The organism is Streptosporangium sp. NPDC006007 (assembly GCF_040614315.1).
Classification (GTDB): domain Bacteria; phylum Actinomycetota; class Actinomycetes; order Streptosporangiales; family Streptosporangiaceae; genus Streptosporangium.
This window is the reverse complement of sequence record NZ_JBEXUG010000025.1, coordinates 34,660-48,261: the sequence shown is the minus strand read 5'-3', so window position 1 is coordinate 48,261 and position 13,602 is coordinate 34,660. Positions and strand designations below refer to the sequence as shown.

Sequence of the window (13,602 nt, the reverse complement as noted above, 5' to 3'; positions counted from 1 at the left end):
CGTATCCACCGGCGCCCCCGAGAGCCGGGCGAGCCCGCCGCCTCCGTCAGCCGGGATCGGGGAGGATCTCGTCCAACATGGCGACGCACCGGCGCAGTTCCCCGGCCTCCGGCCGGCCGGTGAACTGGGCGCGCAGGTCGCGCAGGTAGGTGGGGGTGGCCTCCGCCAGCCGTACGGCACCCCCCTCGGTGAGAACGGCGTACAGCCCCCGCGCGTCACCGGCGCAGGCCTCGCGCTCGACGAGGCCGTCACGCTGGAGACGGTCGACGAGACGGGTCAGACCACTACGGGAGAGCAGGACCCGCTCGGCCAGGTCGTTCATCCGCAGCCTCCGGCCGGGCGACTCCGCCAGCCGCGCGAGCACGTCGTAGGAGGCCAGGGCCAGGTCGTGCTCGACCAGCAGCCCGGCCTCCACCGCCCGGGTGACGCGCGCCTGGACACGCTGCAGCATCCGCCAGATCTCCGGCTCGCGTGAGCCGACGACCTCTCGTGGCTCGCCCGCTGTCAAGGACACGGAGTAACCTTAGAACGTTGCACACGCATCTACACAGCGAATTGTCCGAATCGGGGATCACAGCGGACCCCTGGAATTCCCCAGATCCTCCCCGGGTTCCTACCATGGGTCCGTGACATAGCCCCGCTCCCCTCCGGGAGCGGCCCCTCGCCAAGCCGCATGGCGTCACGACGGACAGACCGTGCCCGTGGAACGCCTGGCCAACAATAGACAAGGAGGGACGGCACCCTCCGCCGCCTTAAGGGTGGCGGTCCGTTGCCGACACTTCGATGGCACCTACCCCGGAACTGGTGATGGCCGCGCTGGCGACCGTCAACGACCCTGAGATTCGTCGGCCGATCACCGAACTCGACATGGTCAAGAGCGTCGACATCTCCCCCGAGGGGGCGGTGCGCGTCGGAATCTACCTCACGGTGTCAGGCTGTCCCATGAAGGACACCATCACCCGCGACGTCACCGGCGCGGTCTCCAAGATCGACGGAGTGAGCGGCGTCCAGGTCGAGATGGACGTCATGAGCGCCGAGCAGCGCAAAACGCTCCAGACCAAGCTGCGCGGTGACAAGGGCCCGGAGAAGGAGATCCCCTTCGCCCAGGCGGGCTCCCTGACCCGGGTGTTCGCGGTCGCGTCCGGCAAGGGCGGTGTCGGGAAGTCCTCCGTCACCGTGAACCTCGCCGCCGCGATGGCGGTGAGCGGGCTGAAGGTCGGCGTCGTGGACGCCGACATCTACGGCCACAGCATCCCGCGCATGCTCGGCGTCTCCGAGCGCCCCACCAAGGTCGAGGACATGATCATGCCGCCGGTGGCGCATGACATCAAGGTCATCTCGGTGGGCATGTTCAAGCCCGAGGGCAACACCCCCGTCGTGTGGCGCGGCCCGATGCTGGACCGGGCGCTGCACCAGTTCCTCGCCGACGTCTACTGGGGCGACCTCGACGTCCTGCTGATGGACCTGCCTCCGGGCACCGGCGACATCGCGATCTCGGTGGCGCAGCGGATGCCGTCGGCGGAGCTCCTCGTGGTGACCACCCCGCAGCAGGCCGCCGCCGAGGTGGCCGAGCGCGCCGGGTCGATCGCCGTCCAGACCCACCAGCAGATCGCCGGCGTCATCGAGAACATGGCCTGGCTGCCCTGCCCGCACTGCGACGAGCGGATCCCGGTCTTCGGCGAGGGCGGCGGCCAGACCGTCGCCGACGCGCTCACCCGCACCCTCGGCGCCCGCGTGCCCCTCCTCGGCCAGGTGCCGATCGACATGCGGCTGCGCGAGGGCGGCGACGAGGGCAAGCCGCTCGTGCTCACCGAGCCGGACGCTCCGGCCTCCACCGAGCTGATCGGCATCGCCGCCGCCCTGAGCAAGAGGTCGAGCAGCCTCAAGGGCATGCAGCTCGGGATCTCCCCGACCCGGGGCCGCTAGCGCCGCCACCCGGCCGGAACGCCGACGGGCGCCCCTTCACCTCGGGGTCGCCCGTCGTCCGTAGGCGTGCCGTCCGGCACCCGATCACCCGCCGGGGGGCATACCGCTCACCCGCCGGGCGGTCCGTGCCGCCCGCTCCTCAGGTCGCCTCCGAGTCGTACGGCGGGACCTCACCGTAACCGAGCTCCTGAGCCGCGTCCGCCGAGTAGGAGTCGGCGTAGGCGGACGCGACGGCCGCCGTCGGGGCCGCGGACGAGGCACCGTTCCAGCTGTCCTCAAGGTCGCCGGTGAGGTGCTTGCGGACGAAGGTCTTGGGGTTGAGGTCGGCGGGGTCGAAGTCGGCGAACTCGGGCCCGAGCCCGCTCCGCAGGTCCTGCTTGGCGTTGTTCGCCATCTGACGCAGGTTGCGCAGCGTCTTGCCCGCCTGCGCGGCGGCCTGGGGCAGCTTCTCCGGACCGAAGACGAGAAGGGCGATGACCACCAGCGCCACGACCTCAGGCCAGCCGAGTCCGAACACGGTGATCTCCTACCGGGACAACGCCATGACAGCCCTCCGGGCAGACGTCCGGAGACCCTCCAGACTAATGCCCCTTACCACGAGCCCGCACCCACCCCCAAGTGATCAAGACGGCCGGGGCGTGGGCCGCACGGGTGCGGCGCCCACGGTCACGGTGACCGTCCTCTCCCGGCCGCCGCGCTGGAACTTGACCGTCAGCTTCTCCCCGGGGGCCTTGTTCCGGATCAGCGCGATCAGCTCGTTGCCGTCCTGCAGCACGATGCCGTTGACCTCCAGGATGACGTCTCCGGGCTTGAGGCCCGCGTGGTCGGCCGGGCCGTTCGGCTCGACGGGCCGGCTGCCCTGCCTGGCCTCGGTCTCGATGCGCACCCCGGCGCCCTGGTAGCTCTGGTCGATGGTGACGCCGATCCGCGACTTCTTGGCGACCCCGGTGGTCACCAGCTCCTCGGCGACCCGGCGCGCGTGGTTCACCGGGATGGCGAAGCCGAGGCCGATGCTGCCGCTCTGGCCGCCGACCGACCTGCCGAGCGTGGCGATCGCCGAGTTGACCCCGATGACCTGGCCGTCGGCGTTGACCAGCGGACCGCCGGAGTTTCCCGGGTTGATGGCGGCGTCGGTCTGGATCGCGCTGAGCCAGGTGGTGTCGCTGCTGTTCTCCTCCCCCGCCTGGACCGGGCGGTTGAGCGAGCTGACGATACCGGAGGTGACGGTGCCGGTCAGGCCGAGCGGGGAGCCGATGGCGACGACCGGGTCGCCCACGACCACGTTGTCGGAGTTGCCCAGGGTGATCTCCGGGGCGCCGAACGTCTCATCGGGCTTGACCACGGCCAGGTCGGACTCGGGGTCACGGCCGATGACCCGCGCCGAGGTGGATCTGCGGTTGCTGAACTGGACCTGAATCTGGACCTGGTCGCTCTGCGCCGCCGCGGCGACCACGTGATTGTTGGTCACCACGTAACCACCCTTGATCAGGAAACCGGAGCCGGTGCTGGAGCTGGAACCGGCGTCGATGGAGAGCGAGACCACGCTGGGCAGAACCTTGGCCGCCACCCCCGCGATCGAGTCCGGGGGGCGGGGGCTGGAACTGCTCGGCGCCGCTCCGAGGCGGTAGGAGGGGTCGAGCCCCGAGGACGGGGGGCGGGTGAGCAGGTAGGTGCCGACACTGCCGAGCGTCGAGGCCAGCAGCGCGATCAGCACGGCGAGGACGGCGAGCGTGCCGGTGCGCGGCCCGCGCCGGGCGGGGCCGGACGGGTCGGCGCCGCCGAGGACACCCGGAGGCGGCGGGAACGGCGGAGGGGCGGGAGCCGCGGGAGGCGGAGCCCACCCCGGCCCCAGGCCGAACGCCTGGGACGGCGGAGGCGGCGGGGGGGCCTGGGTGGCGAAGACAGCCGTGTCCTGCCGTGCCCTGCCGGACGGATCGCCCCAGCCGCCTCCACCGGGGCGGGCGCCCCCTTCCCGCCGGTCGGTCCAGCCGTCGTGTCCGGGCCCCTCCGTCTGGCCCCGCGTCCCGGTCCGGCCCCACCGGTCCTGGCCGGGGGGCGCGCCGAGCTGGCTCCAGCCGTCGTGGCGGGGTGCCTCGCCACGGGGGGAAACCGCGTCCGCCGCGGGCAGGAACTCAGGCCGGGGGGACTCCGTGGTGGGGCCTCTGTCGCCGGTGAGATCCGACGGCGTACGTCCCTCAGCGTCGTCCGCCTCGTGGGTACGGGTCTCGTCGGTCATCGAATGTTCACCACTCCTTGCCTCGCATGAGGCCGCCTACCAGAACAATCCGGTAATTTTCCCTTGAAAGGCATACGAGAGATGTAAAGCGCGCCTTACCCGAAGGGGTTGACCCAGGACAGCAGGCGGTGCGCGCCCCGGCCGAGGCGGGTCCACAGACCGGGCGCGGACTCGTGGGGCAACGCCGCCACCGCGGCGTCGACCAGGTCGGCCGGAGCGTCCGCGAAGACGGTGTAGACATGACCCCCACTCGCCCAGATCGTCTCCTGCTCGGCTGAATTCCGCATCCAGATCGTATGCCCGTTGCGCTGCTGAGGATGCCATCCGCGCAGCCTTTCCTCATCAAGCACACCAGGCTGGATGAAAACGGACACAACTGACAGTCCATCTGAATATCCCAGATACAAGTATCCAGTAGGAGCGGCGTGCGCGGCGAACAGTTCGAGACGGCCGGGCAGCGCATCGGGGAAGCGCCAGCCCCGGGCCGACAGCCGGGAGGTCTCGGCGAGATCGAACCCGCCGACGGTCAGCGCGGGACCGACAACCCTGCGCGCCGGATCGAGGGTCAGGTCGACGAACGCCCCGGCATGGACGATCCTGCCGTGGCCGTCGAGGAGTTCGCGCCGCAGCACCGGGCCACCGGCCTCGTCCAGCCAGTAGCGGGCGGCGACCGTGCCGTCGGCGCGCAGAGCGTGCACGAGGCGGGCCGGACGTCCGCAGACCTGGTCCCTGCCCGCCACCACCACCCGGTAGTTGCGGGCCAGCACCTCCAGCATGACCTCGGACGGGGCGGACATGCTCCCGGCGGGAGTGCCGGGGTCCACCCTCTCGGTGAGGTTCGAGGGCTGGGCGTGGACCGTCAGCCCCCGTCCGGGGACGTTGCGGACCTCCAGCACCGAGGAGAAGGAGCCCGAGCGGCCCCAGGTGGTGACGTACTGCGTCCCGGTGTAACCACGGGTCCGGGCGGCGACCGCCGCCTCACGGAGCAGCGGCAGGCCGGTGTCCTCGTTGTTCTCGGCGTCGTCGGGGGGCGCGGCGTGGGCCGGACCGCCCACCACCAACCCCAGCAGCATGACCGCGGCGAGGATCAGGGTGGCGGGCGGCCGGATCACGGGGTGGGCGAGAAGGTCGGCGTCGCCGGCCCTCCGTAGGGCGCCGTGTTCCTGTGCTGGTTGGCGAACATGTCGACCGGCGGCACGACCCTCGGGTTGGGGTCGGACCCGGCCGCGACGAACAGGGTGCCGAGCGCCACGGCCGCGGAGGCGACGCCCACCGCGACGTAGCCCGCCCTTCTCGCACGGCGAGGGCCCGCGGCACGCCCGCGCGGCCGGTTGTCCGGCGGCGCGACGCTGTGCATGCTCGGAATCGGCGCCCCGCCGAAGGTCCGCGAGCTGGGGAAGGGCCGCTCACGCGGCGGTAAAGGGCCGCCGGGTTCCGCCATCCGCAGCAGGGACATGGTCAGGTCGGCGGGCATGGCGGGCCCGTCGAGGGATCTCAGCCGGTTCTTCAACGCCCGCACGGCGTCGACCTCGGCCCGGCAGGGGGCGCAGAAGGCCAGGTGGGACAGGGCGCGGTCGCGCTCGTGGTGGTTCAACTCACCGTCGACCAGTGCGGAAACGCGTTCTCCGAGATGACTCATGATCACTCCCTGCCAAACGGCTTGTCGTGACATTCGTCATGACTGTGGTTTCTCATGCGAATTCCTCCCCGCGGGTAACGGTCGGGGGGAGTTGGTCGCCACGGGGCGCGCGATGCTCCAGCGCGTCACGCAACTGCGCCCGGCCGCGGTGGATGCGGCTGCGGACCGTGCCGAGCTTCACGCCGAGCGTCGCGGCGATCTCCTCGTAGGAGAGCCCCTCGATGTCACACAGGACAACGGCCGCGCGGAACTCCGGCGCGAGGGCGTCGAGCGCCGCCTGGATGTCGGCCTCCAGGTGGGTGTCGTCATACGCCTGGGCGGGGGACGGCTCGCGTCCGCGCAACCGCTCGGCGGCGTCGTCGGCGAGCCCCTCGAACCTGATGCGCTGCCTGCGCCGCGCCATGTCGAGGAACAGATTCGTGGTGATGCGGTGCAACCAGCCCTCGAAGGTGCCCGGCGTGTAGTTCGACAGGGACCTGAAGACCCGGACGAAGACCTCCTGGGTGAGATCCTCGGCGTCGTGGATGTTACCGGTGAGCCGATAGGCCAGCCGGTACACGCGCGCCGAGTGAGTCCGGACCACTTCCTCCCAGGTGGGAGGCGTCCAGTCAGGCACGGGAGTATCTGCCTGGTGGTCGGACTCGTCCACCGGCACTCCTCTCTCCGGGACCACCGCTATCGCCATAGTGCCTGGTTTCGTCCCTTCGTGCGCACTCACTACCTTCAGGACCGGCAAAGGCCGCTTAAACCGTGCAACGCACCGGGCGTTACATGAGTTCCCGATCGGGCCTGGCTCCCTTAGGCTGCGACCCAGCGCCTATATGACTGTGTACGGAGAAAGCGGGAGGAGAGGCCGATGGCAGAGACGCCGACAAGTCCGCTGGAGGCCACTCTGGCCTATGCCGAGAAGTTCCACCCGGAGGACGAGATCCTCATGACCGCCCGCCGGCGTGCGGCGGAGGTGGGTGCTCCGCCGATCCTGCCCGGCGCGGGCGCCGCGCTCTGTTTCCTCGCCTCGGCCGTCAACGCCCGCGCCGTGGTGGAGATCGGCACCGGCTGCGGGGTGTCCGGCCTCTGGCTGCTGCGAGGCATGCGCCCCGACGGCACACTCACCAGCGTGGACGTGGAGCCGGAGCATCAGCGCCTGGCCCGGCAGAGCTTCGCCCAGGCCGGGTTCTCCGGCGGCAGGCTCCGCCTGATCACCGGCCGCGCCCTGGACGTCCTGCCCCGGCTGTCCGACGGCGGCTACGACCTCGTCTTCTGCGACGGGGCCAAGCACGAGTACGCCGACTACCTGGCCGAGTCCGTCCGCCTGCTGCGGGTCGGCGGCATCGTGGTCTTCGACGGCGCGTTCGGGAACCACCGGGTCGCCGACCCAGCCCAGCGTGACCCGGACACCGTCGCCATACGGGAGCTGGGCAAGCTGGTCAGCGCCGACGAACGGCTGCGACCGCTGATGATCCCCCTCGGCGACGGCGTCCTTGCCGCCGTCAAGCTGGGCGACTAGACAGCCACTCCAGCAGCAGGCGCACGCCGTAGCCGGTGGCGCCCTTGCTGAGAACACCCTCGTCCGCGCCGCTGCGGCCGACGCCGGCGATGTCCAGGTGCGCCCACGGCCGCCCACCGGTGAACTCGCGCAGGAAGAGCGCCGCGGTGATGGAGCCCGCGCCGTAGGTCGATCCGGCCTCGATGTTGGCCAGGTCCGCCACACTCGACCTCAGAGCCGGAACATAGTCCTCGATCAGCGGCATCCGCCAGAGCCGCTCGCCGCTGCTCTCGCCCGCCCCGGTCAGCTCGGCGGCCAGACCGTCGTCGGAGGCGAAGATCGCACCGAGCCCCTTGCCCAGGGCCACGCTGATCGCCCCGGTCAGCGTGGCGATGTCCACCACGACGTCCGGGTCCAGCTCCGCGTCGGCGTAGGCCAGCGCGTCGGCCATCACCAGACGGCCCTCGGCGTCGGTGTTGAGCACCTCGACCGTCCGCCCGCCGTACTGTGTGATCACATCGGAGGGGCGCTGGGCCGTACCGGAGAAGGAGTTCTCCGCGGCGGCGATGAGACCGGTGACCCTGACCGGCACGTCCAGGGAGGCCAGCGCGCCCATGACCGCGATGACGGCCGCGCCGCCCGCCATGTCGGTCTTCATGAACTTCATGCCCTCGGTCGGCTTGAGCGACAGGCCACCGGTGTCGAAGGTGATGCCCTTGCCGACGAGGACCACGTGCCTGGTCGCCCCCTCGGGCCGGTAGGACAACTCGATCAGCCGCGGCGGGCTCACCGAGCCCTGGCCGACGGCCAGGAGGCCGCCGAACCGCCCGGAGCGCAGCGCCGCCTCATCCCGCACCGACGCGCCGACCCGGCTCCCGTTCGCGGTTCCGGTTCCGGTTCCGGCGAGAACGTGCTCGACGGCGCGCTCGGCGAGCCAGTCGGGGGTCTTGATCGAGGAGGGCGTGTTGGCCAGGTCCCTGGCGAACGCGACGGCCGAGGCGATCACCTCGCCCCGGGCCACCTCCGCCTCGGCGCCCTCGCCGACGAACTCGATCCGCGCCACCGGCGTGGCCTTCGCCTCACCGATCCGGAAGGTGTAGGTGGCCAGCAGCGCGCCCTCCACGAACGCGGCCACCGGCCCCTCGGGCAGCACGACCCTGATCGCGTCCCTGCCGCTGCCCCGCCGGGCCACCGCCGCACCGGCCTTGCGCAGGGCCGCGGCCGAGCCGTCCCCGATCCCGTAGAGCAGCACCCGGCCGACGGCCTCGCCGACGGCGACGGGAACCTCGACGATCTCGCCCGCCTCCCCCTTGGCCTCGTAGTGGGCCAGCAGCTCGGCCGTGGGCAGCGGTAACTCGACCTCGGGGGCGAGGTCCGCCGCGAAGGGGACCGCGAACAGTTCGGCCGTCACCGCGACCGAGGTCACGGCAGGGGCCTCCGTGCCCGCCTCACCCTCCAGGTCGGGCGCCTCCCGAAGGGAGGGCTCACGGGGCAGCAGCACGTACGAGGAGATGGGCATGTGAACTCCAGTCATCGGCCGGGGAGCACCGCGGCCCTGGCGCGAGCCGCCCTCGGGCGGTCCGGCGGCCAGGGCCGTGCGTCGGTCGGGGTCGCTCGGGCCATGGCGGACGTCATGCTCTGTGAGCAGGAACGGATCAGGCCCGGCTTCACCGCTGATCTCAGGTCGGGCTCAGACGATGACCTTCTTCAATTCCTCACCAAGGGCACTGGCCTCGGCCGCCGAGAGTTCGACGACGAGCCGGCCGCCGCCTTCCAAGGGAACCCGCATGACGATGCCCCTGCCTTCCTTGACGACCTCCAGCGGACCATCACCGGTCCTCGGCTTCATAGCCGCCATGCGTGTATCCCTTCCTGCTTCGGGCTCCGGATCTCCGACTGACCCGAGGGTGGCCGACGCATTCACGTCTTCTGTGATGTCCTATTATCCCGTCTCCGGGCTCGGAATGGGAACGATCAGGCTCAGCATCGACTCATCGGGCAATCAAGACCGTCGTCCGAGCCCCTCCGGACGACCAAACTTGTCCTCGTGAACGCCCGTGCCGCTCCGCGCGCCCCCCACGCGGCATCACCCCCGGTTCCCGGGTGGCCACCGGCCCTCGACCACCCCGGCCCACCTGCTCGCACCGCTGGACACCGCCGCTCCGGCCCTCCGCTCCGCCGTCCGGCGAACGGCCCGCGGAACCGGCCGCCCCCGGCCGGCCGTTCCGGAGACCGGACCGCGAGACCCTCCCCGGCGCGTTCGCCGTCCCGGCCGAGCCGCGCCGAGAATTTACCGAGTTGGGACGATCGGCCTCGGGAGGACGGCGGCGGAAGACCTCAGCGGGCGTCGCGCACCCAGCAGTCGGCCACGTGGTCGTTGACCAGGCCGATGGCCTGCATCAGCGCGTACGCGGTGGTCGGGCCGACGAAACGGAAGCCGTGCGACCTGAGCTCCTTGGCCAGCGCCTTGGAGCCGGACGTCTGGGCGGGCACGTCCGCGAGGAGCCTCGGGGCGGGCGAGTCGGGGTCGGCGTGGCGCCAGACCAGGTCGGAGAGGCCGGCGTCGAGCGCGACGCGGGCATTGGTGATCGAGGCCTCGATCTTGGCCCGGTTCCGCACGATGCCCGGGTCCCCGAGCAGGCGGTCCACGTCGGCCTCACCGAACGCGGCCACCGCCGGGATGGAGAATCCGGCGAAGGCCGCCCGGAAGTTCTCCCTCTTGCGCAGGATCGTGATCCATGAGAGGCCGGACTGGAACGCCTCCAGGGTGAGCCGTTCGAAGACCCGGTCGTCACCGATGACCGGGCGGCCCCACTCCTCGTCGTGGTAGGCGATGTAGTCGGGAGCCGAGCCCACCCATCCGCAGCGCACCGGCCCGGTCATCGAAGATTCCTCGCGCCCGGTGCCTGCGGGCGGTCGCCGTCCCGATCGCCCGCGAACCCGGACGGGGTCTCCGGGGCCTCCGAGCTCTCCGGGATCTCCAGGGCCTCCGGAGAACCCGGAGCCTCCAGGGGTTCCGGTGACTCCAGGGGTTCCGGTGACTCCGGGGGGTCTGAGGTCTCTGGGGACTCTGGGGACTCCGGGGGTTTCGGAGAACCCGGGGCCTCCGGGGACTCCGGCGGCTCGGGAAGCCCCTCGGGGGCCTGCGGCTGGTGCTCGGTGCGCGGGGCGGCCGGTGGGCCTACGCGAAGTTCCTGGCGCGCCTGGAGCCTGCCGGCGAGCAGCTCGTCCACCCGCTGCTCAAGGACCGCGATCCTGGTGTCGCGCTCGCTCAGCGCGTTCGCGACCCGGTTCAGCGTCTCGTCCACGCTCTGCGTGTGATAGCCGACGAGGCTCACCGGGAGATGCAGGGCCATGAAGTCGGCGGCGCCGAGCCGCGTGGCCTCGGGCAGGTCGAGTGGGGGAACGTCCGGGGCGAACTCGGCCAGCTCGCCTCCGTACCCCATGGCGACCGCCACCACCCCGGCGAGGACGGCTAGAGCGGCGAGAGCGAGTACGACCAGCACATACGAATCGTGCCACAACTCCCCTGACCTAGGATCAGTTCTTGCCCCCCTCCCCCGCCTGCGGGTGGGGGATTCCAACCCGGATCCCTACGCGATGGGGAGTTCAGAGTGACAGCTCTCATGGTCTTGGGTCCCGGCGACCGCGACGACCCCGGCTGGGCCAGGGCCGGCTCGATCGCCGAGGTCGAGAGGCTGGTCCGTGCCGGGCGCACCGTCGTCGTCACGCCCGCCGAGCTCGCCGGAGACCTCCCAGCCGACCGGGACAATCCGGACGACGGGAACAACGCGAACGGCGGGAACGGCGGAGACCTCGGGGGTGACGAGGACGGCGGGGAGAGCGCCGAGCTCGCCGCAGCCGCGCTCTGCGCCTGGGCGGGCGCCCGGGTCTTCCGCACCACCCGTCCCGGCCAGGTACGGCTCGCGGTCGAGATGGCCGACTCGCTGGCCGGGCGGCGCCCGCCCACACTGACCCGGCGCGGCCTCGCCTAGCCGCACCGGCCACGGGTGTTCACCGGGCCGCGCGCCGTTCACCGGCGCCGGTCAGGCCGGTGCCCCCACTCTCGGTACCGGCGCGAAGAGCCCTATTGGGCGTCGGCGACCGTGCCCCGGGTGGCGGCACGCTCCCTCCTGCCCCTGTTGCCGCGGTTCAGGTGGTCGGCCTCGACGACGATCCGTACGGCCTCGTCCACGCTGTCGGTCACCTGGATGAGGCCCAGATCCGCCGGAGAGATCTTGCCGGTGCCCACCAGGGTCGTCTTGATCCAGTCGACCAGGCCACCCCAGAACTCCGTGCCCAGGAGCACGACGGGGAAGGACGTGACCTTTCGCGTCTGGACCAGGGTCAGCGCCTCGAACAGCTCGTCCATCGTGCCGAAGCCGCCCGGCAGCGCGACGAAGCCGCAGGCGTACTTCACGAACATGGTCTTGCGGACGAAGAAGTAGCGGAACTCGATGCCCAGGTCGACGTACTCGTTCATGCTCTGTTCGAAGGGGAGCTCGATGCCCAGGCCGACGGAGACCCCGCCCGCCTCCCTGGCCCCCCTGTTGGCCGCCGCCATGCAGCCGGGCCCACCACCGGTGATCACGGCGTAGCCGGCCTCGGAGAGCTTCCGGCCCAGCTTGATGCCCATCCGGTACTCGGGCGAGTCCTGGGGGGTACGCGCGGATCCGAAGACGGTCACCGCCTGGGGGAGTTCGGCGAGCTGCCCGAAACCCTCCACGAACTCGGCCTGGATGCGCATGACCCGCCATGGATCCATGTGGAGCCAGTCCGCGGGGCCTCGGCGATCGAGAAGCCTCTGGTCGTGGGTGGAGTCGGAGACGAGGTCGCCACGGACCACTGCGGCCCCCTGGCGACGCTCCGGACGTGTCTTCTTCATGGGGACACGCTAGTGCGGTGACCACGAATGTTCACCGGGTCCCGTATTGTCCGCCGATGCCGCTCCGGCCGACGGCGCCACTCGCCGTACCGGCGCGGCGGGCAGGTCACCAACCCGGCAAAGGTCTGCGATCATCGCACCGGCCCCGGAATCAGAAAAATCTTGAAAAATCTCCCGGGAATCCGGGAACCGAATTTCCGGGAGCCCGCGTCTAACTGCCGAGGGTGCTGCTCGGGACTGAAAGTGGCTTTCCCCGCCAAATGGCCGGCGAGGAAAGCCACTTTCATTTGTGCCCCGGCTCTTCAGGGGGTGTGACCAGGGCGGCGACGGCGCGTGACCCCGGATCAGCCGGGCCGCGAATCAAGCCAGTGGAACATTCTTCGCTCACAGTCGGTGATCTTCTCAAGTGAGACGAACTCCCCACTCTGATGGGCGAGATTCGGATCTCCCGGCCCGTAGTTCACCGCGGGAACACCGAGGGCGGAGAAGAGCGAGACATCGGTCCAGCCGAGCTTGGCCCGCGGCGTGCCGCCGACAGCCGACAGGAAGGCCGCCGCCACCGGATGGGTGAGACCGGGCCTGGCCGCGGGGGCGCCGTCGGTGAAACGGACCTCCAATCCGTCGAACACCTCGCTCACGTGAGCCTGGGCCGCCTCCAGCGTCAGGTCGGGGGCGAAACGGTAGTTGACGGTCACCACGCACTCGTCGGGGATCACGTTGCCCGCGACACCGCCGCGGATCGCCACCGCGTTCAGGCCCTCGTGGTACTCCAGCCCGTCCACCACCGGCAGCCTGGCCCGATAGGCGTTCAGGATCTCCAGCACCGGCTGGGCCGCGTGCACGGCGTTGACCCCGAACCACGACCTGGCGCTGTGCGCCCGCCTGCCCCGGAGCGTGATCTCCGCCCGGAGCGTTCCCTGGCAGCCCCCCTCGACCTCCCCGTCGGTGGGCTCCATGAGCACCGCGAAGTCCCCGGCGAGCCAGTCCGGGTGGTCTCGGCTGAGCCGGAGCAGGCCGTTGCGCTCGGCCGCGATCTCCTCGCAGTCGTAGAAGACGTAGGTCACGTCCCTGCCCGGCTCCCTGAGCGCGGCGGCCAGTTTCAGCGCCACCGCGACGCCGGACTTCATGTCCGAGGTGCCGCAGCCGTACAGCAGGCCGTCCTCGACCCGGCTGGGCAGGTTGCCGGCGACCGGGACGGTGTCGAGGTGGCCGGCGATCACCACCCGCTCGGCGCGTCCGAGCGAGGTGCGGGCCACGATCGACTCGCCGTCGCGGTCCACCCGCAGGTGCGGCAGCGCCCGCAGCGCCTCCTCCACCGCGTCCGCCAGCACCTTCTCGTCGCCGCTGACCGACTCGACGTCCACGATCCGCGCGGTGAGCGCCCCGACGTCCTGTGTGAGATCCAGACGCGTACTCATGGTCGCGACCCT

15 protein-coding genes are annotated in these 13,602 nt (G+C 71.1%); 3 read left to right on the top strand and 12 right to left on the bottom strand.

Annotated features, from left to right (window positions below):
* Positions 1-46: 46 nt before the first annotated feature.
* Positions 47-514 carry a MarR family transcriptional regulator gene (locus tag ABZ194_RS19940; RefSeq protein WP_355598248.1) on the bottom strand — a complete coding sequence of 156 codons (468 nt, stop codon included), beginning with the start codon at positions 512-514 and terminating at the stop codon, positions 47-49.
* A gap of 269 nt (positions 515-783) precedes the next feature.
* Between ABZ194_RS19940 and ABZ194_RS19935 the strand changes: the two genes are divergently transcribed.
* Entirely contained in the window at positions 784-1,926 is a 1,143-nt protein-coding gene (locus tag ABZ194_RS19935; RefSeq protein ID WP_355598246.1) for a P-loop NTPase, read from the top strand.
* Positions 1,927-2,065: 139 nt separating this feature from the next.
* Here the strand turns inward: ABZ194_RS19935 and ABZ194_RS19930 are convergent, their stop codons facing one another.
* The 5 genes from ABZ194_RS19930 to sigE form a co-directional block, all read right to left on the bottom strand.
* A complete protein-coding gene (locus ABZ194_RS19930) occupies positions 2,066-2,443 on the bottom strand; it encodes a sec-independent translocase (protein ID WP_355598244.1) in 378 nt (125 codons plus the stop codon).
* A 105-nt stretch (positions 2,444-2,548) separates the two neighbouring features.
* Complete coding sequence (locus tag ABZ194_RS19925) at positions 2,549-4,162, bottom strand: trypsin-like peptidase domain-containing protein (RefSeq protein ID WP_355598242.1); 1,614 nt, start codon at positions 4,160-4,162, stop codon at positions 2,549-2,551.
* Between the two features lie 95 nt (positions 4,163-4,257).
* A complete protein-coding gene (locus tag ABZ194_RS19920) occupies positions 4,258-5,274 on the bottom strand; it encodes a sigma-E factor regulatory protein RseB domain-containing protein (protein ID WP_355598240.1) in 1,017 nt (338 codons plus the stop codon).
* Complete coding sequence (locus ABZ194_RS19915; protein ID WP_355598238.1) at positions 5,271-5,801, bottom strand: anti-sigma factor; 531 nt, start codon at positions 5,799-5,801, stop codon at positions 5,271-5,273. Before ABZ194_RS19915 ends, ABZ194_RS19920 begins: the two co-directional genes overlap by 4 nt.
* 52 nt (positions 5,802-5,853) lie before the next feature.
* Positions 5,854-6,486, bottom strand: a complete 633-nt coding sequence (sigE, locus tag ABZ194_RS19910) for an RNA polymerase sigma factor SigE (protein WP_355598236.1) — start codon at positions 6,484-6,486, stop codon at positions 5,854-5,856.
* A gap of 171 nt (positions 6,487-6,657) precedes the next feature.
* On the opposite strand from sigE, the gene ABZ194_RS19905 reads away from it, so the two are divergent.
* The gene (locus tag ABZ194_RS19905; RefSeq protein ID WP_355598234.1) at positions 6,658-7,308 is read left to right on the top strand and encodes an O-methyltransferase; all 651 of its coding nucleotides are present in this window, start codon (positions 6,658-6,660) and stop codon (positions 7,306-7,308) included.
* Here the strand turns inward: ABZ194_RS19905 and ABZ194_RS19900 are convergent.
* The 4 genes from ABZ194_RS19900 to ABZ194_RS19885 all read right to left on the bottom strand — a co-directional run bounded on the left by ABZ194_RS19900 (position 7,292) and on the right by ABZ194_RS19885 (position 10,793).
* Entirely contained in the window at positions 7,292-8,806 is a 1,515-nt protein-coding gene (locus ABZ194_RS19900; protein WP_355598232.1) for a leucyl aminopeptidase family protein, read from the bottom strand. The genes ABZ194_RS19905 and ABZ194_RS19900 overlap by 17 nt on opposite strands.
* A 171-nt stretch (positions 8,807-8,977) precedes the next feature.
* Entirely contained in the window at positions 8,978-9,145 is a 168-nt protein-coding gene (locus ABZ194_RS19895) for a DUF3117 domain-containing protein (protein WP_355598230.1), read from the bottom strand.
* A gap of 479 nt (positions 9,146-9,624) precedes the next feature.
* Positions 9,625-10,170, bottom strand: a complete 546-nt coding sequence (locus tag ABZ194_RS19890) for a DNA-3-methyladenine glycosylase I (RefSeq protein ID WP_355598228.1) — start codon at positions 10,168-10,170, stop codon at positions 9,625-9,627.
* The gene (locus tag ABZ194_RS19885; protein WP_355598226.1) at positions 10,167-10,793 is read right to left on the bottom strand and encodes a hypothetical protein; all 627 of its coding nucleotides are present in this window, start codon (positions 10,791-10,793) and stop codon (positions 10,167-10,169) included. Before ABZ194_RS19885 ends, ABZ194_RS19890 begins: the two co-directional genes overlap by 4 nt.
* A gap of 108 nt (positions 10,794-10,901) precedes the next feature.
* Here ABZ194_RS19885 and ABZ194_RS19880 point away from each other — a divergent pair, with 108 nt between their 5' ends.
* Positions 10,902-11,282 (top strand): hypothetical protein, encoded by a 381-nt coding sequence (locus ABZ194_RS19880; protein ID WP_355598224.1) that lies wholly within the window; start codon positions 10,902-10,904, stop codon positions 11,280-11,282.
* A 92-nt stretch (positions 11,283-11,374) separates the two neighbouring features.
* Here ABZ194_RS19880 and ABZ194_RS19875 read toward each other — a convergent pair whose 3' ends face one another.
* A complete protein-coding gene (locus ABZ194_RS19875; protein ID WP_355598222.1) occupies positions 11,375-12,172 on the bottom strand; it encodes a TIGR00730 family Rossman fold protein in 798 nt (265 codons plus the stop codon).
* Between the two features lie 344 nt (positions 12,173-12,516).
* Complete coding sequence (gene dapE / locus ABZ194_RS19870; RefSeq protein WP_355598220.1) at positions 12,517-13,590, bottom strand: succinyl-diaminopimelate desuccinylase; 1,074 nt, start codon at positions 13,588-13,590, stop codon at positions 12,517-12,519.
* Between the last annotated feature and the right edge of the window lie 12 nt (positions 13,591-13,602).